Source organism: Salinispora cortesiana (assembly GCF_000484695.1).
GTDB classification, from domain to species: domain Bacteria; phylum Actinomycetota; class Actinomycetes; order Mycobacteriales; family Micromonosporaceae; genus Micromonospora; species Micromonospora cortesiana.
In genome coordinates, this window is record NZ_AXVR01000020.1 from 17,622 (window position 1) to 42,003 (window position 24,382).

The following is a 24,382-nucleotide window of genomic DNA, read 5'->3' on the forward strand; positions in this document are numbered from 1 at the left end:
CCGGGTCAGCGCACCTAACCTGGTTGAACGGGCCCGTTGGGTCAGAGCACCTTGCCCGGATTGAATAGGCCTGTCGGGTCCAGCGCCGCCTTGATTGCCTGATGCACCCGGATCCCGACCGGACCGATCTCCTCGGCCAGCCACTCGCGCTTGAGCAGCCCGACTCCGTGTTCGCCGGTGCAGGTGCCCCCCAGTTTGAGCCCCAACCGCATGATCTCGTCGAACGCGCGTCGTCCCCGGTCGAGGCTTGCCGGGTCTGCCCGGTCAACCACTATGTTCGGGTGCAGGTTGCCGTCTCCGGCATGCCCCACCACACCGATCGGCACGTCGCACTCGGTGCCGATCCGCGCCACCCCGTCGAGCATGGCGGCCAGCGATCCGCGCGGCACCGCCACGTCGTCAATGACCAGGCCGCCGTTGCCATCCGGGTACGTGTCAGCGGCGAACCGCTCCATCGCCGGGTGCGCCAGTCGTCGCGCCTGTAGCAGCGCTGCTGCCTCGGCTGCGTCGGTGGCCGCGTACACCTCGTCGGCGCCGGCCGCTGTGCAGACCGCCGTGAGCGCGGCGAGGTCGTCGGCGGCGCGTGCGCCGGTGTCGACGGCGGCCAGCAGCAGCGCGGCGGCATCCTGGCGCAGGCCCATCGGCCGGTACGCCTCGATGGCGCGCAGGTGCGTCTGGTCGAGCAGTTCCAGCAGACTGGGGGAGAGGCCCTCGGCGGCGATCTTCGCCACCGCGGCCCCCGCGGTGATGGTGCTCGGGAAGACCGCCACCATGGTCAGCGACTCCGCCGGAGCGGGCCGCAGCGCTACGGTCACCTCGGTGAGCACACCGAGGGTGCCCTCGGAGCCGACGAAGAGTCGGGTCAGGTCGTACCCGGCCACCCCCTTCGCGGTACGCCGTCCGGTGCGCAGCACCTCGCCGGAGGCGAGCACCACCTCGAGGCCGAGCACGTACTCGGTGGTCACGCCGTACTTCATGCAGCACATGCCACCGGCGTTGGTGGCGACGTTCCCGCCGATGGTGGACGACTCCCAGGAGCCGGGGTCCGGTGGGTACCACAGCCCGTGCTCGGCGACGGCGGCGCCGAGGGCCGCGTTGACCACTCCGGGTTGCACCACCGCGATTCGGCTGACCGGATCGATCTCCAGGATGGTGGTCAGGGCCGAGGTGCTGATCACGACGGCGCCATCCACCGCGTTCGCCGCGCCCGCCAGCCCAGTCCGGGCACCCTGCGGCACCACCGGCGCCCGGTGCCGCGCCGCGGCGCGTACGACCGCCGCCACCTGGGCGGTGTCCCGAGGGCGGGTAACCACGAGTGGCGTGCCGGCGGCGCAGAGATCTGCCTCGTCACGCTGGTGAGCCCGGAGCAGGTCCGGGTCGGTCAACACCGCGTCGTCACCGAGCGCGGCCCGCAGCTCGTCGAGGAGGGGACCCATGAGCCGAGGCTACGACCCGCGCTGCCCGGCCCCAAACCCGCCCTCACGCCCGTCTTCGCGTCTGCCTCAGACCCATCCTCGCGTCTGACCTAAGACCGCCCTCACGCCCGCCTCCTCCCGTTCCGCTGGCACCGGCCGTTGCCGGTCCGATCCGGGCGTGCGGTAGGGAAACGCTGCGGAGAGGATTCGACCGGGTGTGGTGTGGGTAGTACCCGCCGTGGCCTGGGACGAGCGACCTTCACTGGGGTAGCGACTCGGTCGCGGGATGGCGGTGGAATGGACATCGACGGCGCCCGGCTCGCGGCGACGGTGCAGCGGCTGCGCCGTCGTGGTCAGGCGAATCTCCAGGACCGGGTGTCCCGGGTCCGCGCGACGCTGGTGCTCTCCGTGCAGGCCGGACTCGCCGCCGGCATCTCCTGGCTGGTGGCGCATGAGCTGCTGGGCATCCCGCAGCCCGTCTTCGCGCCGATCTCGGCGGTCGGTACCCTCGCCGTCTCGGTCGGCCAGCGCTTCCGTCGAACGATGGAGCTGATCATCGGGGTGGCGGTCGGGGTGGCGGTCGGTGACCTCTTGATCTTTTTGCTGGGCACCGGGCCGTGGCAGCTCTGTCTCGTGGTGACCTCGGCGATTCTCCTGACCGTCTTCGCCGGCGGGAGCGTCGCGATCCTGATCCAGGCGGCGGCGACGGCTGTCCTGATCGTCACGCTCAGCCCGGCCGGGCACAGCCTGGAGATACCGCGATTCCTCGAGGCGTTGATCGGCGGTAGCGCCGCGCTACTGGTGACCGCGCTGCTGTTACCACTGAACCCGGTACAGGTACTCAACCGGGCTGCCCAGCCGGCGTTGGACCTGCTCGCCAACCAGATCGCTGCGACCGCTGAAGGGCTGCGACAACGGGACCGGGACAAGGTGCAACACTCGCTGGACAAGCTCCGTGACCACAAGGAGGAAGTGGCGTCGTTCGACGAGGCGATCCAGGGTGCGAAGGAGACCGCGACGCTGTCCCCCGCACGTTGGCACCGCCGCGACGAGTTGACCCACTACGCGGAGGCGGCCGACCCGATCGAACGGGCGATTCGAAACAGCACCACGCTGACCCGGCGTTCCATCACCCTGGTCGAGGACGCGGAGCCGATCCCCGACCCGATGCCGACCTCGATGGTCCACCTCGCTGAGTCGGTGCGGCTGCTCCGGCACGAGTTCGCCGTCGGTGAGGAGCCGGAGCGGTCCCGCGAGCGGTCGCTGCGCGCGGTCAGTGAGGCCGCGCAGGCGTACACCGAGGGCGTGGGCTTCTCCGGCAGCGTGGTCGTTGCCCAGGTGCGTACCGTCGCCAGCGACCTCCTGGTCGCCTCCGGTATCACTCAGCAGGAGGCGAACCGTCTGGTCCGCGAGGCCTTCGGCGACCTGAAGAAGAACAAGCGCGTGGTGAAGTCGGAGCAGTCTGCGGGGAAGTCGGAGCAGTCTGCGGGGAAGCCGGAGCGGACGTCGGAGCCCCCGCCTGCGGCTGGCTGATCCAGCGAAGCGTGGGTCATGATCCCCGCCGCCGTCCCGATGAGCCGTCGGGAAACGTGGTTCACTCGAGCGTGGCGAGTGCGGCGAGCAGTTGGTCCACGTGCTCCCGGGTGCTACCCAGTCCGATACTCGCCCGCAGTGCGGTCGCCGGCAGGTCTCGCCGACCGCTGCGGGCGGATGCTTCGGTAAGTAGTCGTCGGGCGAACGGGTGGGCGCAGAACAGCCCGTCGCGTACCCCGATCCGGTGTTGCCGGGCCAGGTGGGCGGCGACCTCGGCCGAGTCCCGACCGGCCAGCACGAACGAGACGATCCCCACCCGCGGCGCCGCCGGCCCGAAGGCGTGCAGCTCAACCGCGTCCGGCAACTCGGCGAGGCCCGCCCGCAGCCGGTCCAGCAGTCGCTGCTCGGCGTCGTGCAGCGCAGCCCGGTCGGCGCTGGCGAGGGCGTCACACACCGCGGCGAGCGCTACCGCGCCGAGCAGGTTCGGCGTGCCGGCCTCGTGCCGGGCCGGTCCGGCCACCCACCGGACGTCGTGGGTCGCGACGCCGACGTGGCTGGTCGCGCCCCCGCCGGCCAGGTACGGCGGGGCCGCGTCCAGCCAGTCGGCCCGCCCGATGAGCACTCCCGCGCCGAACGGCGCATACAGCTTGTGACCGGAGACGGCCAGGTAGTCCAGATCGAGGGCGCGGAGGTCAACGGGGGCGTGTGGGGCGAGCTGCGCCGCGTCCACCACGATTCGGGCCCGGTGCCGCCGGGCCACCTGCACCAGCTCGGCCACGGGCCACCGCTCGCCCGTCACATTGCTCGCGCCGGTCACCGCGACCAGCACCGGCGGCTCGCGGTCGGCGCCGCGGCGCAGTTCGCCGAGGGCGGCGTCGAGCGCGCGCACCGCACCGGCGGGGTGCTCTGGTATGGGTAGCCGGACCGGCCCGCGTGGCCAGGGGAGCAGGTTGGCGTGGTGCTCGCCGCCGAATGTCACCACCGTGGTCCCGGCGGGTAGCGCGCGGGCCAGCAGGTTGAGCGCGTCCGTCGTGTTCCGGGTGAAGACGACGTGGTCGTCGGGGCGGGCGCCGAAGAAGTCGCCGACCGTCTGCCGGGCCTGCTCGTAGGCCTGGGTGCAGTGCTGCGACAGGGCCCCGGCGCCCCGGTGCACACTCGCGTACCAGGGCAGCAGCGCGGTCACGGCGTCCGCCGCGGCCTGCGCGCATGGGGCGCTGGCGGCGTAGTCCAGGTTGATCTGACCGGGGACGCCGAGCACCTCGAGTGGGTCGGTGACGGTCGGCGACGGAGCGAGGGCGCAGGTCATCAGGGTGGCCTCTTCGGAGTCAGGGACCCCGGCTGGGTGGGGTCCGCGCTTGCCCGGCGCGCGCCGCGCCAGGCCCGGTCATCACCCGGGGCACCCCACCGCGAACCTCGACGAGGGTTGCCGGCCAGCAAGCCGGGGCTTGTCGCTGGCGCTCGTGACCTGCTTTGCAGTCTAGCGGGCAGCGGTGTGGCCGGCCGGGCGGGTCGGTGGTGACTACGCTGACGGAATGGCCGACACCCCGCCCGGCGCGCCCCCGCCGTCGCCGATCACCGTCGCACCGACGGCCGCTCCGCAGATGCCGTCCCGCCGCCGAAACTGGCTTCGCTACCTCATTCTGGCCGGGGTGATCCTGCTGATCGCGGCCTGCGCCGTGTTCATGCTCTGGTCCCTTGGCGAGAGCCTCGGCGCGGAGGCGCTGCTGATCGGTGTGGTCGCGGCGGTTCTTCCGGTCCCGGTGCTGGTCGCCTGCTTCCTCTGGCTCGACCGGTACGAGCCGGAGCCGTTGCGCTATCTGGTCTTCTGCTTCGCCTGGGGCGCGTTCGTGTCCACCGCGGTGTCGCTGGTGGTCAACACCTTCGCTGCGGACCGGTTCGAGGCAGCGGGTCTGTCGACCGCGCTCACGGCGGTGCTGGTTGCGCCCTTCATCGAGGAGCTGACCAAGGCACTGGGGCCGATCCTGTTGCTGATCTTCCGGCGTCGGGAGATCTCCGGAATCACCGACGCCCTGGTCTACTGCGGGCTCTCTGCGATCGGCTTCGCGATGGTGGAGAACATCCTCTATCTCGGCGGGCTCGGGTATCGGACGGGTGTGGAGGAGTACGGTCCGGCAACCGGCACGCAGCAGGTAATTTCGATCTTCATCCTCCGGATCCTGCTCTTCGGATTCGCCCACCCGCTGTTCACCTCTATGACCGGGGTGGGGCTGGGAATCGCCGCCCGTAGCGCCGACCGGCGGGTGCGGGTGCTGGCTCCCGCGGCCGGCCTACTGCTGGCGATGATGTTGCACGGTGCCTGGAACCTGCTGCCGACGTTGACCCAGGCCACCGGGGAGCTGTTGATCCAGCTCTACGGCCTCATCGGCGTCATGGTGCCGATCTTCTTCGGCATGGTTGGGCTGGCGGTCTGGCTGCGTTCCTGGGAAGGGCGGCTAACTGAGCGCATCCTGCCCGACTACGTCCGCTCCGGTTGGCTCACTCCGCCGGAGGTGGCGACGTTGAGCAGTCTCGGCCGGCGGCACGCCGCCCGGGTGTGGGCCAAGCGGATCGGTGGCGACCAGGGGCGAAAGGCGATGCGTGGTTACCAGTTCGCCGCCACCCGGCTCGCGCTGCTGCGTGACGGGATGCGTCGTGGGTTGGACGACCGCCCGGCGCAGCGGGAGCGGGCCGTGGCCGAGGAGCGGTACCTGCTGGAGTTGATCAGCGGCTACCGGGCGTTCTTTGTCGGCCGGGATCCGCGTGCCCCCGCCGGGGTGTGGGACGGGCACCGCTACCATCTGCGGTTCCCGGATGGGTCGCAGCGCGCGGTAGCGGCACCGGAGGAGCCGGTGGTACCGATCCCGGTCGTGCTGGCGCCGCCCGCTCCGCCCGGTTATCCGGCGCCGCCCGGCCATCCCACTCCGTCCGGTCACTCGGTGCGGCCCGGTTATCCGCCACCGTCGCCCGGCAATCCACCACCACCCGCCGCTGGTCCGCCCGGCCAGCGCTGACCCGGTCCTGCCTGATGCCCGAACGGGCATCAGGCAGGACCCGTACGGGTCACGTCATCAGGCTGGTGAGGAAGTCGCCGAGGCCCTGCGCCAGCGCCATCAGCACGCCCCCGATCGCTTTGACCATCTCCGCCGCGCCATCGGGTCGGAACGCCATGAAGTAGATCAGGAACGCGATGAAGCCCCAGAACAGCAACTTCTTGAGCAGTACCGGCATCGTCCCTCCCCAGGGCACCTGCTGCGGCTAACTTCCCGGGAAGGAGCGGAGCAAACAGCTACCGGCGGGGGCCGGCGGACTCAGGGGCTACAGGTAGAGGCCGGTGGAGTCCGGTTCGACGCGTTCGGCGGCAACGGCGTGCACATCCCGCTCGCGCAGCAGCACGTATCCGCGGCCGTGCAGCTCGACCTCGGAGCGGTCGTCCGGGTCGAACAGCACCCGGTCACCGGAGACGATGGAACGGACGTTCGGCCCCACCGCCACCGCGGCTGCCCAGGCCAACCGTTTGCCGACGGCGGCTGTCGCCGGAATCACGATGCCGGCAGTGGAGCGACGCTCACCTTCACTGCCCTCCATGCGGACCAGCACCCGATCGTGCAGCAGCCGGATCGGCAGGCCGGAGTCGAGATCCTCGTCGTTGGTCACGGGGCCAGACGCTACCGTGTCCCGTTCCGCCGCCCGGCCGTGGTTCCCCGGTGGTGACCGTGGGCATCCGGTGGCAGATTAGCCCCACGATGGTTGGGTTAACGGCGTATCCTGTCCGACCTACCGGTGGAGCGGATCGCGTCGACGCCAGGAGGTGCGCTTGAGCCGTTTCGAACGGATGCGTGGAGGGCTCCGGCACGCGTACGAGTCGTACCGGGTCCGGCGGCGGTCGGCGGGCCTGCGCGCTGGGACCCCCGGTACCACCTCGCCGGCTGAAGCCAGCCCGGCACCACCACCACCGCCACCACCGGCGGTCAGCGACGCGGAGAAATCCGCGCCGCTGCACAGCTCGACGACCAGCCGGGACGACGCGGATGTGCCGCACGCGCTCCGCGTCGGGGCCGCCTGGTCCTGGCGGCTGCTCGCGATCGGGATCGTCGCCTGGGCCCTGCTGCGGATCGTGGGTCAGATCCGCATCGTGATCATCCCGCTGGCCATTGCGCTGTTGCTGTCGGCGCTGCTGGCCCCGGCCGTTGGTTGGCTGCTCCGGGCCCGGTTCCCGAGGTCGCTGGCGACCGCCGTGGTGCTGGTGGGCGGGCTAGCCGCGGTGATCGGCACGCTGACCCTGGTGGTCAATGAGTTCATCCAGGGTGTGCCGGAGCTGAGCGCGAAGTCGTCCCAGGGCGTACGCCAGATCCAGGACTGGCTGCGAACCGGCCCACTGGAACTCGACGACCGGCAGCTGAACAACTACATCAACGAGGCCGAGAAGTGGCTCAACGAGAATACGGCTGGGTTGACCAGCGGAGCGCTCTCCACCGCGGCCACCCTGGCCGAGGTGCTGACGGGCACGATCCTGGTGCTCTTCGCGACCTTCTTCTTCCTGCGTGACGGCAACCGGATCTGGCGCTTCCTGGTCCGGCTGATGCCGGTCAACGCCCGCTGGAAGGTCGACGACGCCGGCCGGGCCTCCTGGCAGACGCTCGGCGCGTACGTGCGGGCCACCGTGCTGGTGGCCTTCATCGACGCGCTCGGCATCGGTATTTTCCTGGTGATCTTCGATATTCCGTTCGCCTTTCCGCTCGCCGCGCTGATCTTTCTCGCCTCGTTCATTCCGATCATCGGCGCGACGTTGTCCGGCGGGGTCGCGGTGCTTGTCGCCCTGGTGGACAGCGGACCGATCACCGCGCTGATCATCTTGGGCGCGGTGGTCGGTGTGCAGCAGCTTGAGGGCCACGTGCTCCAACCGTTGATCATGGGACGGGCGGTGGCCATCCACCCGCTCGCGGTGATCGTTGGTATCGCCGCCGGCGTGGTACTCGCCGGGATCACCGGGGCGCTGATCGCAGTGCCGTTGATCGCGGTGCTCAACACGGCCGTACGCCGCCTCGCCGCCCGTACCGTCCCGGAGACCCCATCGGATGCTGTCGTCGTCGCGAGCAGGGCTCCCTGATCTGTTACCCGGTCACGCCTTGGCGAGGCGTTCGAGGGCGCCGCGCGCCACGTCCCGGCGGGTCGTGTACCAAAACGGCGGAAGCGACCGGCGGAGGAAGGGGCCGTATCCCCGGGCGGTCTCCAGCCGGGAGTCGAGCACCGCGACCACCCCTCGGTCGCCGGTGGCGCGGATCAGCCGGCCTACGCCCTGGGCCAGTCGGACGGCCGCGATCGGCACGCTGACCGCGGCAAAACCCGATCCCCCGTCGGCATCGACGGCGGCGGCACGGGCGGCGGCGAGCGGCTCATCCGGTCGTGGGAAGGGCAGCCGGTCAACGACCACCAGCTGACAGGCGTCGCCCGGCACATCCACCCCCTGCCAGAGCGACATCACCCCGAACAGGCAGCTCGCCTGTTCTTCGCGGAATCGGCGGACCAGCAGTGGCAGTGCCTGCTCGCCCTGGAGTAGCACGGGCAGGTCGGTGCGTTCCCGGAGCAGCTCCGCCGCCTGCTGCGCGGCCCGGCGGGACGAGAAGAGCCCGAGCGTCCGTCCGCCGAGCGCCTCCACCAGCTCGAGTAGCTCTGCGCCGGCTGCATCGGGCAGACCGGAGGCGCTGGGCCGGGGTAGGTGCGCGGCGACGTAGAGGATCCCCTGTCGGGCATAGTCGAACGGAGAGCCGACGTCGAGTGACTGCCAGTCCGGGCCGGAGGTGACAGGCGCCTCGGTCGTGGCAGCCGGAACCTCCAGGCCCAGAGCGCGGGCAACGGTGTCGAAGCGGCCCCCCAGGGTTAGGGTGGCTGAGGTGGCGACGACGGTGCGTTCGTCGTAGAGGTGGGTGGCGAGGGTCCCGGCCACCGAGAGCGGGGCGACCACGAGCGCCCGCCGCCCGGTGGCGTCGTTGCGCTCCACCCAGGCCACATCGTGGTCGGCCTCCTCCAGCAGCCGCTGCGCGGTGCCGGACAGCTCGTCGAGCACCGCCTTGGCCTGCTGTTTGCGGACCGGGTCCGGGTCGTCGGCCTTGATCTCACCGATCGCGTCGAGCGCGGCGCGGGTGGCGGCGTCGAGCAGCGTGCACGCCTCCCGCAGTGGGGTCGGCAGCCCGGTGGTGATCCGACCTGCGGGTGCCTCGGCGAGCCCGACGGCCAGGGCGTCACCCGCCGCGGTGAGTGCCTCGGCCGTCTCCGGGCGGAGTAGTGGGCGGGCCTGACGGGTGGACCGGTCGATTGACTCCGGCACCAGCTCGGCCTGCGCGGCGGAGGAGACCCGATCGGCCAACTCGTGCGCCTCGTCCACGATAAGCAGCTGGTGTGGCGGAACGATGTGTCGCCCGGCGAGCATGTCCACCGCGAGCAGGCTGTGGTTGGTCACCACGACGTCGGCCTCGCGGGCGCGGGCCCGGGAGGCGTCGGCGAAGCACTCGGCGCCGAATGGACAACGGGCCGCACCGACACATTCGCGAGCCGGCATGGACACCAGGCGCCAGGCCTGCTCGTCAACGCCGGGATCAAGCTCGTCCCGGTCGCCGGTGTCGGTCTTCTCGGCCCAGTCGCGGAGCCGCTGGACCTGCCGGCCGAGGCGCCCGGCCTCACCGAGCCACGTCGTGCCGCTTGGCCTCGGCGCATCGAAGAGGGTGTCGCCCGGCTCCGCCTCGGTGGCGTTGTCGAGCCGGGCGAGGCAGAGGTAGTGGTGCCGTCCCTTGAGCACCGCGAAGGTGGGCCGCCGACCGAGCAGCGGCTCCACCGCGTCGGCCAGCCGGGGGAGATCGTGGTCGACCAGTTGGGCCTGGAGCGCGAGGGTGGCGGTGGAGACCACCACCGGGCCGTCGACGGTGAGCGCGGGCGCCAGGTAGGCCAGGGATTTGCCGGTGCCGGTGCCGGCCTGCACCAGCAGATGCTCGCGGGCGGTTACGGCGGCCTCAATCGCCGTTGTCATCTCCTGCTGACCCGGACGTGCCGCGCCTCCGGGGACCGCGTTGACCGCCGCAGCGAGCAGGTCGGCTCCGGTCACCCCACCGCTGGAGCGCCGGCTGCCAGTTCGGGACTTTGGGCTGGCCGAATCGGTGGCGGTGCGGGGCGGGGTCACCGTGCGACGGTACCGGTCGGCGCCGACAGCTGGCGCTCGGCCGCCAGCGCGGCGTCGTCACGGTCTGACAACTTACCGGTGGCGTCCGGTTATCTCCCTGCTACGTCGGATCCACCGAATCGGCTAGGGTGCCAGTCATGCCGAGCGACGTGGTCCGCGTGATCTACCGCAAGTACGACGGCAGCGCCCACCGCGACTATCCGGCCCGCCGGCTCGCCGAGGACGACCTCGGCGTCTGGCTCGGCGTGCCGGTCGGCACCCCTTCGGTCTACCACGGCCGTCCCTCCGTCGAGCAGATCCCGTTCGTGCTCCTGGTGCCACATCACGCGTGGTGGACCGGCATGTTCAACCCGCCGCCGCGGACCAGCGAGGTCTACTGCGACATCGCCAGTCCGGCCCGCTGGGAGAACGACGACACCGTGCACCTCTTCGACTTGGACCTTGACGTGGTACGTCGGCGTGGCTCCGGTCTGGTGGAGTTGCTGGACGAGGATGAGTTCGCCGAGCACCGCAAGCGGTTCGGCTACCCGGACGAGGTGGTTTCCGAGGCGCACGCCGCAGCCCACTGGCTGTTCACTGCGTTGGGCGATGGCACCGAGCCGTTCGCTACGTCGTACCGAAAGTGGCTGGCCCTGGTCGTCTGAACGGGCTGGCTGAAGCGGTGGCCCCTCGCTCCACCGACCAGCTCGTCGGGCCACTCTCGCGAGGATGGATACATGTTTCTCGGTTTGGCCGGGCGGCCGGGGGCCGGGGCCGGGCGGGCAGCTGCTTCGGGTGGTCGCGGCCCGGAGCCGGGGACAGTGTGAGGTATATCGCCGCCCCACCCGTGAGTGCAGCTCTGCAGCGTGCATAACCGCATGTCCATGCCGCGCATCACCGCATGTCCATGCTCTCGTGGGGTCGCCGTGGGGTCATGGGGTCGTGGGGCATGTTCGGCATCGGATGTGTGGGGTATCCGCTTGTCGGCTCGTCGCCCCGGGCCGGAACGGAGGCCCGGAACCGATAAAGGTGAACAGACAGTTAACCGAACGTGAACGGGGGTAGGCTAGTGGTGGGCCGGTTCACTCGGCGTTTCGGCGGCACCTAGCATTCCCACTCAGGTCACCCCGCGAGGTGGCTGCCACCCCCCACCGACACGACGAGGTCCGTCCTGTGAAGTTTTCCTTCCGCCCGAACGAGGGTGCCTTCTACGAGCTCTTCACCAGGGCCGCGCAAAACTTGGTGCGGGGCACCGAACTTCTCAACGAGCTGGCCCTGCCTGGCGTTGTGGTGCAGTCGGTCAGCGAGCGGCTCACCGAGGTGGAGCACGACAGCGACCAGATCACCCACGAGCTGTACAAGAAGATCAACTCCACCTTCGTCACGCCGTTTGACCGGGAGGACATCTACCGGCTCGGCTCGCTGCTTGACGACGTCATGGATCACCTGGAGGCGGTCGGAAACCTGCTCTACCTGTACGGCCTGACCGAGCTGCCGTCGCTGCCGCGGGAGATGCATGAGCTGGTCAACGTCTTGGACCAGCAGGCGAGGCTGACCGCGGAGGCGATGCCTCGACTGAAGTCGATGCGGGACCTTGAGGACTACTGGATCGAGTGCAACCGGCTGGAGAACGACGGCGACCAGGCGTACCGGATGCTGCTGGTCCGGCTCTTCTCCGGCGAGTACGACGCGTTGACGGTATTGAAGATGAAGGAGGTCGCCGACGAGCTCGAGGCCGCCTGCGACGCCTTCGAGCACGTGGCGAACACAGTCGAGACAATCGCGGTCAAGGAGTCCTGATCCGTGACCCCTGAACTCATCGCCGTGCTGGCGGTGATCGCAGTTGCGTTGGTCTTCGACTACACGAACGGATTCCACGACGCCGCCAACGCGATCGCGACCAGCATCTCCACCCGGGCGCTGACCCCCCGGGTCGCCCTGGCTATGGCGGCGATCGGCAACTTCATCGGCGCGCACTTCGGCGCGGAGGTCGCCAAGACCGTCGGCAGCGGCCTGGTGGATCTGCCCACCGGGACGGCCAGCCTGGCGATCGTCTTCGCCGGTGTGGTCGGTGCCATCGTCTGGAACATCGTCACCTGGTACTTCGGCCTGCCGTCATCCTCGTCGCATGCCCTGATCGGGGGCCTGGTCGGTGCCACCGTGGCGGCGTCCGGCGCGGTGCTGTGGACCGGCATCGGCCAGAAGGTCATCATTCCGATGGTCCTGTCGCCGATGGTCGGTCTCCTGCTCGGCTACATCGTGATGGTCGCGGTGCAATGGATCTTCCGGCGGGGGCACCCGGGCAAGCTCAACCGGGGCTTCCGTTGGGCCCAGAGTGCCTCGGCCGCGGCCATGTCGGTCGGCCACGGCATGCAGGACGCGGCGAAGACGATCGGCATCGTGGTGCTCGCCCTCTTCGTCGGTGGCTTCCAGGACAGTCCGACGCACATCCCGGAGTGGGCCTTCTGGACCTCTGCGGCGGTGCTCGCCGCTGGCACGTACGCCGGTGGGTGGCGGATCATCCGCACCCTGGGCCGGAAGATTATCGATCTACGGCCGCCGGAGGGCTTCGCCGCCGAGACCGTGGCCAGCTCGGTGCTCTACTTCAACGCGCTGGTGCTGGGCGCGCCGATCTCTACCACCCACACGATCACCTCGGCGATCATGGGTGTCGGCGCCACCAAGCGGCTCTCCGCTGTTCGTTGGGGGGTCGCCGGCAACATCGTGGGTGCCTGGATTCTCACCTTCCCGGCGGCCGGCAGCATCGGTGCCCTGACGTACTTCCTGGTTCGTCCGTTGTTCAGCTGAGGTGCGGGCAGGGGCACTGGGCGTTCCGCCGGACGGGATCTAGGCTCGCTCCATGACGAGCGACGGCGATGGTTTCCCTGCCCCATCGGCGCTGGTGGAGCACGCCCGCCGGTTCCGCGAGCAGGGGGGCACCCCGGCGGTGCCCCGGGTGGCGGCCACCGTACTGCTGCTTCGCCCGACCGAAGATGCCGCCGTGGACAGCGGGGTGGACCAGCCCCAAGGGCCCGCCGCCCCGCCTGCCGATCGGGACGGCTTCGAGGCGTACCTGATCCGCCGGGTCGCGGCGATGGCCTTCGGCGGCGTGTACGCCTTCCCCGGTGGCGGCGTGGACCCATCGGATTCGACGGCCCACGTCGACTGGGCCGGACCGAGCCCGGACCAGTGGGGAACCCGGCTGGGGCTGGCTCCGACGGCGGCGCAGGCGGTTGTCTGCGCCGCCGCGCGGGAGGTGTTCGAGGAGGCCGGGGTCCTGCTCGCCGGCCCCGACGCCGACACGGTCGTCGGTGACGTGTCCGGCGGTGACTGGGAGGCGGTCCGGGTAGCCCTGGAACGGCGGGAGGTGGGCTTCGCTGACCTGCTTGCCCAGCGAGGGCTCACCCTCCGGTCGGATCTGCTGCTGCCGTGGAGCCGGTGGATCACACCCGAGTTCGAGCCGCGTCGGTTCGATACATACTTCTTCGTCGCCCGGCTACCGGTGGGGCAGCGTACCCGGGATGTCTCCGGTGAGGCGGACCGCACGCTCTGGATCTCCCCGGCCGACGCCTGCGCCACCGGGGAGCTGACCATGCTTCCGCCCACCCTGGTCACGCTCGGGCAGGTGGCAGCCTGCCAGGACCTGGCCGGTGTCATCGCCACCGCGGCGACCCGCGATTCGGCGAGCCCGGTGCTGCCGCGGCTGGAGGACTCCGGCGCCGGGCCGCCCCGGTTTCTCCTGCGCTGACTGGCCGGTCAGGGTCTCCGTCCCAGCACCGGTGCTGAATTCGGCTGATCCGGGCCGCAGCCGGTAGGTTGCTGTCTATGCGATGTGGCTGACTCGTGGTTCGCCAACGGCGTACCCGCCCTCGGGACGACGGCGGAGCCGCGAGGCGAGCAGGTGGAGGCGCGATGGTCCGGAGCGGCTACGACGAGCAGCTTGATCGGTTGACTGGCGCCCTGGCGGTGATGAGCCGGGAGGCCGCGGCGGCGATCCGGGGTGCGGGCACGGCGCTGCTGGACGTGGACCGGGAGGCAGCCGAGCAGGTCATTCGGAACGACGCGGTCCTCGATCAGCTTCGCTGGGACATCGAGGCGGCCGTTCCGGAGCTGCTCGCCCGGCAGCAGCCGGTCGCCTCGGACCTGCGCCTGGTGCTCTGCGCCATCCGGATCGCGGCCGACCTCGAGCGGATGGGCGACCTCGCCGTTCACATTGCCAAGGTCGTGCAGATGCGGTACCCGGTCATGGTCGTCCCGCCGCCGGCGGCAGCCGTGGTGACGGAGATGGCCGAGGCGGCGGCGCGGATCGCGGAGAAGGCCTCGACCGTGCTCGCCACCCGTGATCCGCTGACCGCCATGCAGATCGGGCTCGACGACGACGAGGTCGACACCGCCCAGTCGCGTCTGTTGTCGCTCCTGTTGGCCAGCTGGCAGTACGGGGTGGAGAGCGCCATCGACCTTGCCCTGGTCGGCCGCTACTACGAGCGGTACGCCGACCATGCGGTCAACGTGGCGCGTCAGGTTGTCTACCTGGTCACCGGCACGATTCGGCTCTAGGCGGTCGGGGTCAGCGCCGGTCGCACGCAGCCGGGCGGGGCGCTGGCCGCGACCAGGATTTCGGGGCCCGCGACAGGGGACATCTGGGGAGCCAAGGGTCTGAAAGTCACAATGCTGATGTTCCCGGTCACGATCTTCGTCGTGGAGTTCACTTTTCGTTCACTTAGCGCCGGTCGCGCGGCTACCTGGGCCTTCTACCTTGACTTCTCGTACGGCCCGGACGGGCTGGCACACCCCGATAGAGAGGCTTTCTGGTGAACCGCAACGTGCTTTCGCGGCGCGTCCTCGCCGGCACCGCGCTCGCCGCGCTCGCGCTTACCGGCTGCAGCAGCAACAACGAAGGCGCCGATGGCGAGCTTTCGGGTGAGGTCAAGGTCAACGGCTCCAGCACGGTCGCTCCGCTGAGTGAGGCCGCGGCCACCTTCTACCGGGAGGTCCAGAGCGGCGTCAACGTCTCCGTCGGCACCTCCGGCACCGGCGGCGGCTTCGAGCGGTTCTGCAAGGGGGAGACCGACATCTCGGATGCCTCCCGTCCGATCAAGGAGTCGGAGATCGAGGCCTGCGAGGCGGCCGGGATCCAGTACAAGGAGCTGGTCGTCGCCAACGACGCCCTCACGGTGGTCGTCAGCAAGGACAACGACTGGGCCGACTGCCTCACGGTTGACCAGCTCAAGGCGATCTGGGAGCCGAACTCCAAGGTTGCCAACTGGAACCAGGTCGACCCCAGCTTCCCGGACGAGCCGCTGAAGCTCTTCGGCCCGGGTACCGACTCCGGCACCTTCGACTACTTCACCGACGAGATCAATGGTGAGGAGGGCGCCAGCCGCACCGACTACACCGCGTCGGAGAACGACAACGTCGTCGTGCAGGGCGTCGCCGGCACCAAGGGTGGCCTGGGCTACTTCGGCTTCACCTACTTCGAGGAGAACGCGGACAAGCTCAAGGCGCTCAAGGTTGACGGTGGCGCCGGCTGCGTCGAGCCGAGCCTGAAGACCGCGCAGGAGAACACCTACCAGCCGCTCTCCCGGCCGCTGTTCGTCTACGTCAGCGACGCCGGTGTCAAGAAGGAGCAGGTCGCGGACTTCGTCAACTTCTACATCGAGCGGATCGACGACATCGTCCTGGAGGCGAAGTACGTCCCGCTCACCGAGGAGCAGAAGAGCGTCCTCCAGGCTGAGTTCGACGCCCTGAAGGCTGCGGCCTGACGTGTCCACCAGCACCTCGAACGCCGGTTCCGCCGCAGGCAGCGCCCTGCGGGGGGGCCGGCGTCGCCCCGTTGACAGCACCGTAAAGGTCCTGCTCGTCGCTGCCGCGTTGGTCTCGGTCGCCACCACGATCGGGATCGTCATCGCGCTGGTACAGCCAACGATCGGGTTCTTCCAGCAGGTCAGCATCGTTGAGTTCGTCACCGGTACGAGCTGGACGCCGACCTTCGCGCAGAAGGCCTACGGCGTCCTGCCCCTCGTCGCCGCCACGTTGACGGTGACCGGCGTCGCGCTGACCATCGCCGTTCCGCTCGGCCTGGGCTCGGCGATCTACCTCTCGGAGTACGCCAACCCGCGTACCCGCAAGGTACTCAAGCCGATCATCGAACTGCTCGCCGGTGTGCCGACGGTCGTGTACGGCTTCGTCGCGCTCTTCGCGCTCAACCCGCTGCTGCAGAAGTGGTGGCCGACCGACAACGGACCGGCCTTCCAGAACCTGCTCATCGCGGGTATCGCGATGGGCATCATGATCGTGCCGACCATCGCCAGCATCTCCGAGGACTCGATGGCCGCCGTTCCGCGCAGCCTGCGCGAGGGCGCGTACGCGCTGGCCTCCACGAAGATGCAGGTGTCCACCCGGGTGGTGGTGCCGGCGGCGATGTCCGGCATCGTCGCCGCGGTGGTCCTGGGTATCTCCCGCGCGGTGGGGGAAACCATGATCGTTACGATCGCGGGCGGCCTCACCTCTGACCGGATTGTCCTCAATCCGCTGGAGGGGGCGGCGACCATGACCGCCTTCATCGCCAACATCTCCTCGGGCGACATCCCGGTCGGGTCGCTCGACTACGACTCGGTCTTCGCTGTCGGTGCGCTGCTGTTCCTCATCACCTTCGCGCTGAACGCGGTGTCGATCCGGATGGTCCGTCGCTTCCGGGAGGTCTACGAGTGAGCACCCCCCCCACCACCACCACCGAGACCCGACCGGATTCGTCCGCGTCGGGTAACGCGCTGACCCAGCGCCGTAGCCGGCCGGGTGAGGTCGCGTTCCGGCTGGCGATGCAGGCCTGCCTGCTAATCGCCTTCGGCGTACTCGCCGCCCTGCTGACCTGGGTGCTCGTCAAGGGCTGGAACCGGCTGGACTCCCGGCTGTGGACCGAGATGCCCACCGGTCTGGTGAGCCGGTTGGATGGTGCTGGCGTGCAGTCCGCGCTGGTCGGCACGCTTTGGATCATTTCGCTGGTCGCGCTGATCTGCCTGCCGATCGGCATCCTGTCCGCGATCTACCTGGAGGAGTACGCGGACAACACCCGCTGGTACAACCGGCTGCTGGAACTCAACATCCAGAACCTCGCCGGCGTGCCATCGATCATCTTCGGTATTCTCGGCCTGGGGATCATCGCCCGGGCGCTCGGCCTCGGGTTCACGGTCATCACCGCGGCGATCGTGTTGTCACTGCTGGTCCTGCCGGTGGTCATCATCGCCACCCGGGAGGCCATCCGGGCGGTGCCGCAGTCGATCCGGCACGCCTCCTACGCCCTCGGTGCGACCAAGTGGCAGACCGTGTCGCGGCAGGTGCTGCCGTCGGCGGTCCCGGGGATCGCCACCGGGTCGATCCTGGCCCTGTCCCGTGCGATCGGGGAGGCCGCCCCACTGATCGTCCTCGGTGCGGTCACCTTCATCACCTTCAACCCGGATGGGCTGGACAGCGGGTACACCGCACTGCCGATCCAGATCTACACCTTCATCACCCGCTCGCAGTCGGAGTACACGGAGCTCGCTGCCGGTGCCATCGTCCTACTGCTGGCGATTGTGCTCGCGATGAACTCGATCGCGATTTTCGTTCGTAACCGGTTCGAGAAGCGCTGGTGAGCAGTCCGATGACGGATCACCGGCTCCACCGTCCCACCCACCCCATCCAGAGGTGAGCACCGTGAACCCCACCGACACCACCAACCGGCCCGGCGTCAGCATTGCCGGCGTTGGCACCCAAGCGACCGGAGCCCCCAAGTCTGACGCGGCGGACCCGGTGATGGAGCTCTCCGGCGTCAGCGTGTACTACGGCGCCTACGAGGCCGTACGCGACACGTCGATGCCGATCCAGGAGAAGCAGATCACGGCAATGATCGGCCCTTCTGGGTGTGGCAAGTCGACCATCCTGCGGTCGTTGAACCGGATGAACGACCTCATCCCCGGAGCCCGCGTCTCCGGGGCGGTGACGTACCACGGCCAGGACCTGTACGCCAAGGATGTTGACCCGATCGAGGTTCGGCGCCGGATCGGCATGGTCTTCCAGAAGCCGAACCCGTTCCCCAAGTCGATCTACGACAATGTGGCCTACGGGCCGCGGGTGACGGGCATGAAGGTCTCCAGCATGGATGACCTGGTGGAGAAGGCACTGCGCGACGCCGCCCTCTGGGACGAGGTCAAGGACAAGCTCAAGACCAGCGGTCTGGCCCTCTCCGGCGGTCAGCAGCAGCGGCTCTGCATCGCCCGGACGATCGCCGTCCGGCCCGAGATCATCCTCATGGACGAGCCCTGCTCGGCACTCGACCCGATCGCCACGGCGAAGATCGAGGACCTGATGTCGGAGCTGTCGAATGACTACACGATCGTCATCGTCACCCACAACATGCAGCAGGCGGCTCGGGTAAGCCATTACACGGCCTTCTTCACCGCCGAGGTGGACGAGCAGCAGGAGCGGCACGGTCGACTGGTCGAGTTCAGCCAGACCGGCAAGCTCTTCACCAACCCAGCGGACAAGCGCACGGAAGACTACATCACCGGCCGCTTCGGCTGATCCAGCGGCTGGTGTCGATGAACAACGTCGTCGAGAACACCAAGGGTGACTACCGAGCGGAGGGGCGCTTTCTACTTTTTGTGGTGGATGACGACAAGGTTGCCGGCGCAGAGTTGGTGACGGAGTTATCCACCCTCCGGGTGCACGGGCGGCACTTCCCGCACGCCGCCGAGGCGCTGCTGGCCGCTGGTGCCCTGCAACCGGACGCGGCTGTCGTGTCGGCTGGGCTCACCACCATGGCCAGCACCGAGTTGGTCCGGCTGCTGGTCGGGCAGGCCGGCATCCCCACCCTGGTCGGGGTGGGGGATGACGACGGGTCGGTGGTCGTCGGGGCGCTCCGGGCCGGCGCCACGGCCTGCGTCCGGCGGCCGTACCGGGTGGACGAGATGGTGCCGATCCTGCGTGGGATCCGGCCGGAGACCGCCGGCAGTCTGGATCCGCCGGTCGAGTTGGGCGGTCTCCGGATGGAACCGGCCACCTACGAGGTGACGCTGCACGGCCGTCCGGTGTCACTGCCGTTGAAGGAGTTCCGGCTCCTGTACTTCTTCATGACGCATGCCGACCGGACGGTCAGCCGGGAGCAGCTGTTGTCGGCGGTGTGGGACGGGTCGACCGGGGAGAGTTCGAACACTCTCACGGTGCACATCAAGCGGCTCCGCAAGCGGTTGGAGGCGGAGGGGGAACAGCAGCCGCTCATCATCACGGTGCGCGGCCTGGGCTACCGCTTCACCCCGCCGGAGCAGACGGAGCCGTCCGCGACGACTCCGCGGTGAGGCCCGCGGGGAGGCCGCGACGGCGGCCACCCCCCGCGCTGAGGACCCCGCGCCGCGGCCCGTCAGCCCAGTTGGTAGTTGACGTGCGCTGACCATCGGGCGAAGCCGATTCGCTCGTAGAGGGCCACTGCCGCGGTGTTGGACTCGTCCACGTAGAGCATCACCCGGTCCAGGCCCCGCCGGTCCCGTAGGTATGCCAGCCCGGCCGCGGTGAGCGCTTTGCCGAGCCCTCCGCCGTGAGCGGCCGGGTCAACACCCAGCACGTAGACCTCACCGATTCGGGCGGAGCCGGGCCGTTCGTGGATCTTGGTCCAGTGGAAGCCGAGTAGCTTTCCCGTCGGGTCGACGGCGAGAAGGAAGCCGGCCGCGTCGAACCATGGCTCGTCGCGGCGTGCCCGCAGGTCGGCGGCGGTCCATCGGCCCTGTTCCGGGTGGTCGGCGAAGGCCTTGGCGTTGAGTGCCAGCCAGGCGTCGTCGTCGGCTCCGGGCCGGTACGCGCGCAGCGTCACCCCGTCGGGCAGGGGCGGCTCCGGGATCGGGGCGGTGAGCGGTCGGCGGAGTTGCCAGAGCACCCGTGTACGCCGGTAGTCGAGGTCCACGGCGAGCGCGGCGGCAGAGGGGTGGTCGCCGTGTGCCCAGGCGCGGAGCGGGCCGGTGACGGCCGCGCGTACGCCTCGGGCCAGGGCTCGTCCGGTTCCCCGACGGCGGTACGCGGGGTGGACCGCCAACTCCACCCCGGTGCCGGCGGTCGGGTCGGTGATGTCCAGGTGCGCGTACCCGGTCAAGGTGCCGGTTGCGGTGCGGGCGGTGAGGTGGTGGGCGGGTGCCTGCGGGTCCCGGAGCCGGAGCAGGGTGTGCTCGTCGAACGGGTCCGCGCCGTCGGCGTCTCCCGCGGCTCGGGCGAGTGCCAGCACGTCGGCGATCTCCGGCGGACTGAGCCGATCGGTTCGGGTCACCCGGTCGCTGTCGGGTTCGGTGCTGTTCATCGGATCACGGTAGCCCGCCCACCGGTCAGGTCACGTTGGGTGGCAGCGCCGCGACCGGGAAGCGGGCGGTGAGCTCCGGCAGGATCTGGTTGAGCGCGTCCACCGTGTCCTGCCGAGGCCCGCCCGCGTCGTGCAGCAGCACGATCGAACCGGGTTGCACGCCGCCAAGCACGGTCGCCGTGATGGGATCGACGCCCGGTGACTCCCAGTCTCGCGGGTCGATCGTCCAGTGCAGCGGGGTCAATCCCAGCTCCTGGGCGGCCGACACGACCGAGTAGGTCCAGGCGCCGCCCGGCTGGCGGTAGTACGTGATGGGGGCGTCGGGGACGGCGGCGTGGATCGCGTTGCTGGTCCGGGTCAGGTCCGCCCGGATCTCGTCCGGAGACCGGGAGCCGAGGGCGATGTCGTGGTCCCAGGTGTGGTTGCACAGGGTGTGCCCGTCGGCCACGATCGCTTGGACCAACTCCGGGTAGGCGCTGGCGTTCTGGCCGGTCACACAGAAGGTGGCGGTGACACCGTATTCCCGCAGGGAGCTGAGGATCTGCGGGGTGTACTGGGGGTCTGGCCCGTCGTCGAAGGTCAGGGTCACGGTCGAGGTTCCGGTGGTGCGCAGGGCACCTTCGTCGTAGTAGTCGCTACTCGGGGTCGGCTCTGGGGCGGCCGGGGAGCTCTCGTCAACCGCGGTCGACTCCGGGTTCGCCGCCGTGCCGCCGTCGCGCCCCGCCGCGGTCGCGGGGTCGTCGGGGGATGGGGTTTCGGAGGCAGCTGGCTGGTCGGTGGGATTCGGCGTGGTGGCGCTGCCGGTGACCGGGGCCCCCGTCGGCGCGATACCACGCCCGATTGCGAACGCGGAGCCGAGCAACGCGATCACGACCACGGCCGCGATGGCGAGAAAGCGGGTGGCTGGGGTGAGCTGCCTCAGCCCGCTCAATCGGGTGGGATCGCCGCCTTTCGTCTGCACCGTATGTACCCCCGTACTTACCGGTAGCGGTTCTAGAACATGAGGATAGTCCCGATTATCGGTAATAATCGGGCAAATAGGTATTAGTGGATTAAACGGAGACCGGGGCGGGCTCCGACTCCGGTAGCGCCCGGGCGGGCGGTACAACGAACTTGTAGCCGACCTGACGGACGGTGCCGATCATCGACTCGTACTCGGAGCCGAGCTTGGCGCGCAGTCGTCGGACATGCACGTCCACGGTGCGGGTCCCGCCGAAGTAGTCGTAGCCCCACACCTCGCGCAGCAGTTGGTCCCGGGTGAAGACCCGCCCCGGATGCTGCGCCAGGAACTTGAGCAGTTCGAACTCCTTGTAGGTCAGGTCGAGAGGGCGACCCTTCAGCTTGGCCGCGTAGGTGTCCGGATCGATGGTCAACTCGCCGGCCCGGATCGAGCTGTCGGCCCCCATGGTCGTGGCTGCCAATCGGCCGATCGCTAAGCGTAACCGAGCCTCGACCTCGGCCGGGCCGGCTGAGGCGAGGATTACATCGTCAACGCCCCAGTCGGCGTTCAGTGCGATCAGCCCGGCCTCGGTGACGACCGCAAGCAGGGGCGCGTTAAGTCCCGTGGCGTGCAGCATGCGGCAGGTGTCCCGGGCCTCGCTCAGCTCGGAGCGGGCGTCGATCACGACCACGTCCGGACTGGGGCCGGCGACCAGGGTGCGTACGTCGCGTGGGGCGGTGCGGACCGAGTGGGGTAGTAGGTCGAGCGCTGGCAGCACAGCGGATGGTTCACCTGCGCGTGCCGTCACCAGAAGCAGGATCTCCACGATCACCTCCGTCCCGGCGGCGCGGTGGCCGCGCGTGACCAGCGCACGCTCCGCACTGAGGGCGCTGGGGGTACTGCGTGGTCCCGGCGTCACTGACGGGCGGGTAAACAGGGTGAGCCTAACCGATTGCCCTGCGTCAACCTTCAGCGCAAATCCGTTTTGTCTGTTACATCCATGACTGGGGGGTAGGTTTTAACGTCACCGAAACCGTGCCGCCCGCGGCGCCGTGCGGTCTGGCACGATCGGTGGGTGCTTCCCTCCAGCAGGCCCGAGACCGGCCGTGAGCCCTGGCCCGAACAGCCGTCCAGCGGTCCGCCCGCACCGCGGGCCGGGGGCGACGACGGGCGGCCGGAGCGCGGCGGCCCACGTCGAGCCCGGCGGGACGGGGAGCCGAGCCGCCGGCCTGCGGGCGACCCCGGCGACGGCTCTGACCAGGACGCCGAGGACGTCCCGTCGGTCGAGGTGCGCCGATCACTCGCGCTGGCCGTCGCCGGCTTCGCGGCGCTGCTCGGGATGGGGCTGGTGCTGGCGGCGCAGACCAGCGGCCCCGGGCACCGGCTACCTTTCACCGCCGTCATCCTCGGCGTCCAGGCGCTCTCGGTGCTGACCTGGACGATGGCGTTCCGCCCACCGGCGCTGATGACGGTTGCGGGGGTGGGTGCCGTCGCCGCGATCGCCGCCGACACCGTCGCCGTCCGTAGCGATCCGGCCCGGCTGATGCCGCTGGTGCAGGTCCTGCTGGTCGGCCTGGTCGCTGCGGTCGTGGGGCAGTTCGTCCGGCGGGCCGACCGGGCACAGGTCCTCGAGTCGCTGCGGGGCACTATGCTCATAGTGGCCGGGTCCGTCGCCTTCCCCACCATGATCGTGCTCACCCGGATCCCGATGGGCACCCAGGTCATCACGGTCTGCCTGGCCGCGGCCGGGGTCGCGCTCGCCGTAGCCCGGATCACCGACGCGTTTGTCGCCTGGCCCCGGCTGGCCCCCCAGGTGCCGCGGGGCGCGGTCGGCGTGGTCGGCGGCGCCATGATCGGCACCATGGTCAGCGCGTTCCTGGGCAGCTACCTCGTCACCCCGTTCACCCCGACCCGGGCTGCGATCATGGGACTGGTCGCGGCGGTCGTCGCCGTCCTGGCCGACCTCGCCGTTGGGTTTGCGGAGGCGGGTCGGGAAATGGCCGGCGAGCCGACCCCCGGGTGGGCGATCCAGCACATCCAAGGCCCGCTCACCGGCTTCGCTCTCGCCGCACCCGCCGCGTACGTCCTGTGCAAGCTGGTCCTCTGAGCGGTCGGAGCGTCATGGGCCCGGGTAGCCTCGCCGCAGTGACGGCGGTGCCGGGAGCGACAGCGGTGCCAGGAGAGCGACGGCGGTGAGGAGCGACGGCGGTGCCAGGAGGAGCTGTGCAGACTGAGGAGCGCCCGGACCAGGACGAACGCCCCCGGCCGCAGCGCGGGCGGCGTGTACTCGTCGTGCTTTTGGTCCTGCTGCTGGTCCTGGTCGGGTTGCTGGTGGTAGCCGACCGGGTGGCGGCGGGGGTGGCCGAACGCGCACTGACCGAACAGGTCCGCGAGGAGCTCGCCAAGGAGGGTGTTCAGGCTGGGCCGCCCGAGGTCGAGATCGGCGGCTTCCCCTTCGTCACCCAGGTCCTCGACGGTCGCTACGAGCGCATCTCCATCGGGTTCAAGGAGGTCCGGGGGTCAGTCCAGGGTGACGTGGTGGCCCTGCCGAGCCTCGACATCGACGCCTATGACGTGACCGCCTCACTGGACACCCTTCGCTCCAGACGGGGCGGGGTGGTCGCCGGGAGCGTCACCGGCACCGGCACCATCAGCTACGACAGCCTCGCCGCCCAGCTCGACCGGGAGGGGCTGCAGCTGGGGGAGCAGGACGGTCAACTCACGGTGACCGCTCCAGTGGAGCTCCTCGGGCAGCGGGTGCCGGTCAGCGGCACCGCCGACATCACCGTCGACCAGGGCCGGGTGTCGCTGCGGTTCACCGAACCGACCCCCGAGGGAATGCCGAACGGCTCGCTGGTCCAGGCGCTACTGAGCAGCTTCGCCGAGGGCATCTCCGTTGATGTGCCACTGCCGGTGCTCCCGTTCGACCTCACCGTTACTGAGGTCCGGCCGCTACCCGAAGGGCTCCAGGTCACCGCGGAGGCGGTCGAGGTGCCGATCCACGCGGCGAGCTGAGTCGAGTCGTG

The 24,382-nt window shown here is 69.9% G+C and carries 24 protein-coding genes and 1 riboswitch; of the genes, 16 read left to right on the forward strand and 8 right to left on the reverse strand.

Annotated elements, in window-relative coordinates; genetic code table 11:
- Positions 1 to 41 precede the first annotated feature (41 nt).
- A complete protein-coding gene (locus K228_RS0111445) occupies positions 42 to 1,436 on the reverse strand; it encodes an FAD-binding oxidoreductase (protein ID WP_025618561.1) in 1,395 nt (464 codons plus the stop codon).
- 276 nt (positions 1,437 to 1,712) lie between these two features.
- Between K228_RS0111445 and K228_RS0111450 the strand changes: the two genes are divergently transcribed.
- Positions 1,713 to 2,948, forward strand: coding sequence for an FUSC family protein (locus tag K228_RS0111450; RefSeq protein WP_025618562.1), 1,236 nt, complete (start codon positions 1,713 to 1,715; stop codon positions 2,946 to 2,948).
- Between the two features lie 61 nt (positions 2,949 to 3,009).
- On the opposite strand, the gene K228_RS0111455 is transcribed toward K228_RS0111450, so the two are convergent.
- Positions 3,010 to 4,254, reverse strand: coding sequence for an aminotransferase class V-fold PLP-dependent enzyme (locus K228_RS0111455; RefSeq protein WP_025618563.1), 1,245 nt, complete (start codon positions 4,252 to 4,254; stop codon positions 3,010 to 3,012).
- Between the two features lie 40 nt (positions 4,255 to 4,294).
- Positions 4,295 to 4,414: riboswitch (SAM riboswitch) on the reverse strand.
- A gap of 24 nt (positions 4,415 to 4,438) precedes the next feature.
- On the opposite strand from K228_RS0111455, the gene K228_RS0111460 reads away from it, so the two are divergent.
- On the forward strand, positions 4,439 to 5,959 hold the full coding sequence (locus tag K228_RS0111460) for a PrsW family intramembrane metalloprotease (protein WP_025618564.1): 1,521 nt from the start codon (positions 4,439 to 4,441) through the stop codon (positions 5,957 to 5,959).
- 49 nt (positions 5,960 to 6,008) lie between these two features.
- Here the strand turns inward: K228_RS0111460 and K228_RS28805 are convergent, their stop codons facing one another.
- Positions 6,009 to 6,176, reverse strand: coding sequence for a hypothetical protein (locus tag K228_RS28805; protein WP_018218073.1), 168 nt, complete (start codon positions 6,174 to 6,176; stop codon positions 6,009 to 6,011).
- Positions 6,177 to 6,263: 87 nt separating this feature from the next.
- Positions 6,264 to 6,602, reverse strand: coding sequence for a GroES family chaperonin (locus K228_RS0111470; RefSeq protein WP_025618565.1), 339 nt, complete (start codon positions 6,600 to 6,602; stop codon positions 6,264 to 6,266).
- 178 nt (positions 6,603 to 6,780) lie between these two features.
- On the opposite strand from K228_RS0111470, the gene K228_RS0111475 reads away from it, so the two are divergent.
- A complete protein-coding gene (locus K228_RS0111475; RefSeq protein ID WP_025618566.1) occupies positions 6,781 to 8,055 on the forward strand; it encodes an AI-2E family transporter in 1,275 nt (424 codons plus the stop codon).
- 12 nt (positions 8,056 to 8,067) lie between these two features.
- On the opposite strand, the gene K228_RS0111480 is transcribed toward K228_RS0111475, so the two are convergent.
- Complete coding sequence (locus K228_RS0111480) at positions 8,068 to 10,119, reverse strand: ATP-dependent DNA helicase (RefSeq protein WP_029723495.1); 2,052 nt, start codon at positions 10,117 to 10,119, stop codon at positions 8,068 to 8,070.
- Positions 10,120 to 10,256: 137 nt separating this feature from the next.
- Between K228_RS0111480 and K228_RS0111485 the strand changes: the two genes are divergently transcribed.
- The 11 genes from K228_RS0111485 (at position 10,257) to K228_RS0111535 (ending at position 19,430) form a co-directional block, all read left to right on the forward strand.
- The gene (locus K228_RS0111485) at positions 10,257 to 10,763 is read left to right on the forward strand and encodes a DUF402 domain-containing protein (RefSeq protein ID WP_025618567.1); all 507 of its coding nucleotides are present in this window, start codon (positions 10,257 to 10,259) and stop codon (positions 10,761 to 10,763) included.
- A 508-nt stretch (positions 10,764 to 11,271) separates the two neighbouring features.
- Complete coding sequence (locus K228_RS0111490; protein ID WP_018254656.1) at positions 11,272 to 11,898, forward strand: DUF47 domain-containing protein; 627 nt, start codon at positions 11,272 to 11,274, stop codon at positions 11,896 to 11,898.
- A 3-nt stretch (positions 11,899 to 11,901) separates the two neighbouring features.
- Positions 11,902 to 12,906, forward strand: coding sequence for an inorganic phosphate transporter (locus K228_RS0111495; protein ID WP_025618568.1), 1,005 nt, complete (start codon positions 11,902 to 11,904; stop codon positions 12,904 to 12,906).
- A gap of 52 nt (positions 12,907 to 12,958) precedes the next feature.
- Positions 12,959 to 13,846 carry an NUDIX hydrolase gene (locus K228_RS0111500; RefSeq protein ID WP_025618569.1) on the forward strand — a complete coding sequence of 296 codons (888 nt, stop codon included), beginning with the start codon at positions 12,959 to 12,961 and terminating at the stop codon, positions 13,844 to 13,846.
- A gap of 164 nt (positions 13,847 to 14,010) precedes the next feature.
- Complete coding sequence (phoU, locus tag K228_RS0111505; RefSeq protein WP_025618570.1) at positions 14,011 to 14,655, forward strand: phosphate signaling complex protein PhoU; 645 nt, start codon at positions 14,011 to 14,013, stop codon at positions 14,653 to 14,655.
- A gap of 111 nt (positions 14,656 to 14,766) precedes the next feature.
- On the forward strand, positions 14,767 to 14,913 hold the full coding sequence (locus tag K228_RS28810; protein WP_188116191.1) for a hypothetical protein: 147 nt from the start codon (positions 14,767 to 14,769) through the stop codon (positions 14,911 to 14,913).
- A complete protein-coding gene (locus tag K228_RS0111515; RefSeq protein WP_025618571.1) occupies positions 14,910 to 15,860 on the forward strand; it encodes a phosphate ABC transporter substrate-binding protein PstS family protein in 951 nt (316 codons plus the stop codon). The genes K228_RS28810 and K228_RS0111515 overlap by 4 nt, the downstream gene beginning before the upstream one ends.
- A gap of 1 nt (position 15,861) precedes the next feature.
- The gene (gene pstC / locus K228_RS0111520; protein WP_025618572.1) at positions 15,862 to 16,809 is read left to right on the forward strand and encodes a phosphate ABC transporter permease subunit PstC; all 948 of its coding nucleotides are present in this window, start codon (positions 15,862 to 15,864) and stop codon (positions 16,807 to 16,809) included.
- Complete coding sequence (gene pstA / locus K228_RS0111525) at positions 16,806 to 17,729, forward strand: phosphate ABC transporter permease PstA (RefSeq protein WP_025618573.1); 924 nt, start codon at positions 16,806 to 16,808, stop codon at positions 17,727 to 17,729. Before pstC ends, pstA begins: the two co-directional genes overlap by 4 nt.
- Positions 17,730 to 17,790: 61 nt before the next feature.
- Positions 17,791 to 18,657: a phosphate ABC transporter ATP-binding protein PstB gene (gene pstB / locus K228_RS0111530; protein ID WP_025618574.1), complete on the forward strand. Its 867-nt coding sequence runs from the start codon at positions 17,791 to 17,793 to the stop codon at positions 18,655 to 18,657.
- A gap of 17 nt (positions 18,658 to 18,674) precedes the next feature.
- Positions 18,675 to 19,430, forward strand: coding sequence for a winged helix-turn-helix transcriptional regulator (locus tag K228_RS0111535; protein WP_025618575.1), 756 nt, complete (start codon positions 18,675 to 18,677; stop codon positions 19,428 to 19,430).
- A gap of 62 nt (positions 19,431 to 19,492) precedes the next feature.
- On the opposite strand, the gene mshD is transcribed toward K228_RS0111535, so the two are convergent.
- The 3 genes from mshD to K228_RS0111550 form a co-directional block, all read right to left on the reverse strand.
- Complete coding sequence (gene mshD, locus K228_RS0111540) at positions 19,493 to 20,416, reverse strand: mycothiol synthase (RefSeq protein ID WP_025618576.1); 924 nt, start codon at positions 20,414 to 20,416, stop codon at positions 19,493 to 19,495.
- A gap of 25 nt (positions 20,417 to 20,441) precedes the next feature.
- Positions 20,442 to 21,347: a polysaccharide deacetylase family protein gene (locus K228_RS0111545; RefSeq protein ID WP_025618577.1), complete on the reverse strand. Its 906-nt coding sequence runs from the start codon at positions 21,345 to 21,347 to the stop codon at positions 20,442 to 20,444.
- A 121-nt stretch (positions 21,348 to 21,468) separates the two neighbouring features.
- On the reverse strand, positions 21,469 to 22,188 hold the full coding sequence (locus tag K228_RS0111550; RefSeq protein WP_025618578.1) for a winged helix-turn-helix transcriptional regulator: 720 nt from the start codon (positions 22,186 to 22,188) through the stop codon (positions 21,469 to 21,471).
- 243 nt (positions 22,189 to 22,431) lie between these two features.
- On the opposite strand from K228_RS0111550, the gene K228_RS0111555 reads away from it, so the two are divergent.
- Together K228_RS0111555 and K228_RS0111560 are read left to right on the forward strand one after the other, a co-directional pair.
- Complete coding sequence (locus K228_RS0111555; protein WP_025618579.1) at positions 22,432 to 23,463, forward strand: hypothetical protein; 1,032 nt, start codon at positions 22,432 to 22,434, stop codon at positions 23,461 to 23,463.
- Positions 23,464 to 23,579: 116 nt separating this feature from the next.
- On the forward strand, positions 23,580 to 24,371 hold the full coding sequence (locus K228_RS0111560; RefSeq protein WP_025618580.1) for an LmeA family phospholipid-binding protein: 792 nt from the start codon (positions 23,580 to 23,582) through the stop codon (positions 24,369 to 24,371).
- Positions 24,372 to 24,382: the final 11 nt, after the last annotated feature.

Excerpts from the sequence above, each read along its gene's own strand:
- K228_RS0111445 (WP_025618561.1), bottom strand. The coding sequence starts at position 1,436 with ATGGGTCCCCTCCTCGACGAGCTGCGGGCCGCGCTCGGTGACGACGCG.
- K228_RS0111450 (WP_025618562.1), top strand. The coding sequence starts at position 1,713 with ATGGACATCGACGGCGCCCGGCTCGCGGCGACGGTGCAGCGGCTGCGC.
- K228_RS0111455 (WP_025618563.1), bottom strand. The coding sequence starts at position 4,254 with ATGACCTGCGCCCTCGCTCCGTCGCCGACCGTCACCGACCCACTCGAG.
- K228_RS28805 (WP_018218073.1), bottom strand. The coding sequence starts at position 6,176 with ATGCCGGTACTGCTCAAGAAGTTGCTGTTCTGGGGCTTCATCGCGTTC.
- K228_RS0111475 (WP_025618566.1), top strand. The coding sequence starts at position 6,781 with ATGCGTGGAGGGCTCCGGCACGCGTACGAGTCGTACCGGGTCCGGCGG.
- K228_RS0111485 (WP_025618567.1), top strand. The coding sequence starts at position 10,257 with ATGCCGAGCGACGTGGTCCGCGTGATCTACCGCAAGTACGACGGCAGC.
- K228_RS0111500 (WP_025618569.1), top strand. The coding sequence starts at position 12,959 with ATGACGAGCGACGGCGATGGTTTCCCTGCCCCATCGGCGCTGGTGGAG.
- phoU (WP_025618570.1), top strand. The coding sequence starts at position 14,011 with ATGGTCCGGAGCGGCTACGACGAGCAGCTTGATCGGTTGACTGGCGCC.
- K228_RS28810 (WP_188116191.1), top strand. The coding sequence starts at position 14,767 with ATGCTGATGTTCCCGGTCACGATCTTCGTCGTGGAGTTCACTTTTCGT.
- K228_RS0111535 (WP_025618575.1), top strand. The coding sequence starts at position 18,675 with ATGAACAACGTCGTCGAGAACACCAAGGGTGACTACCGAGCGGAGGGG.
- mshD (WP_025618576.1), bottom strand. The coding sequence starts at position 20,416 with ATGAACAGCACCGAACCCGACAGCGACCGGGTGACCCGAACCGATCGG.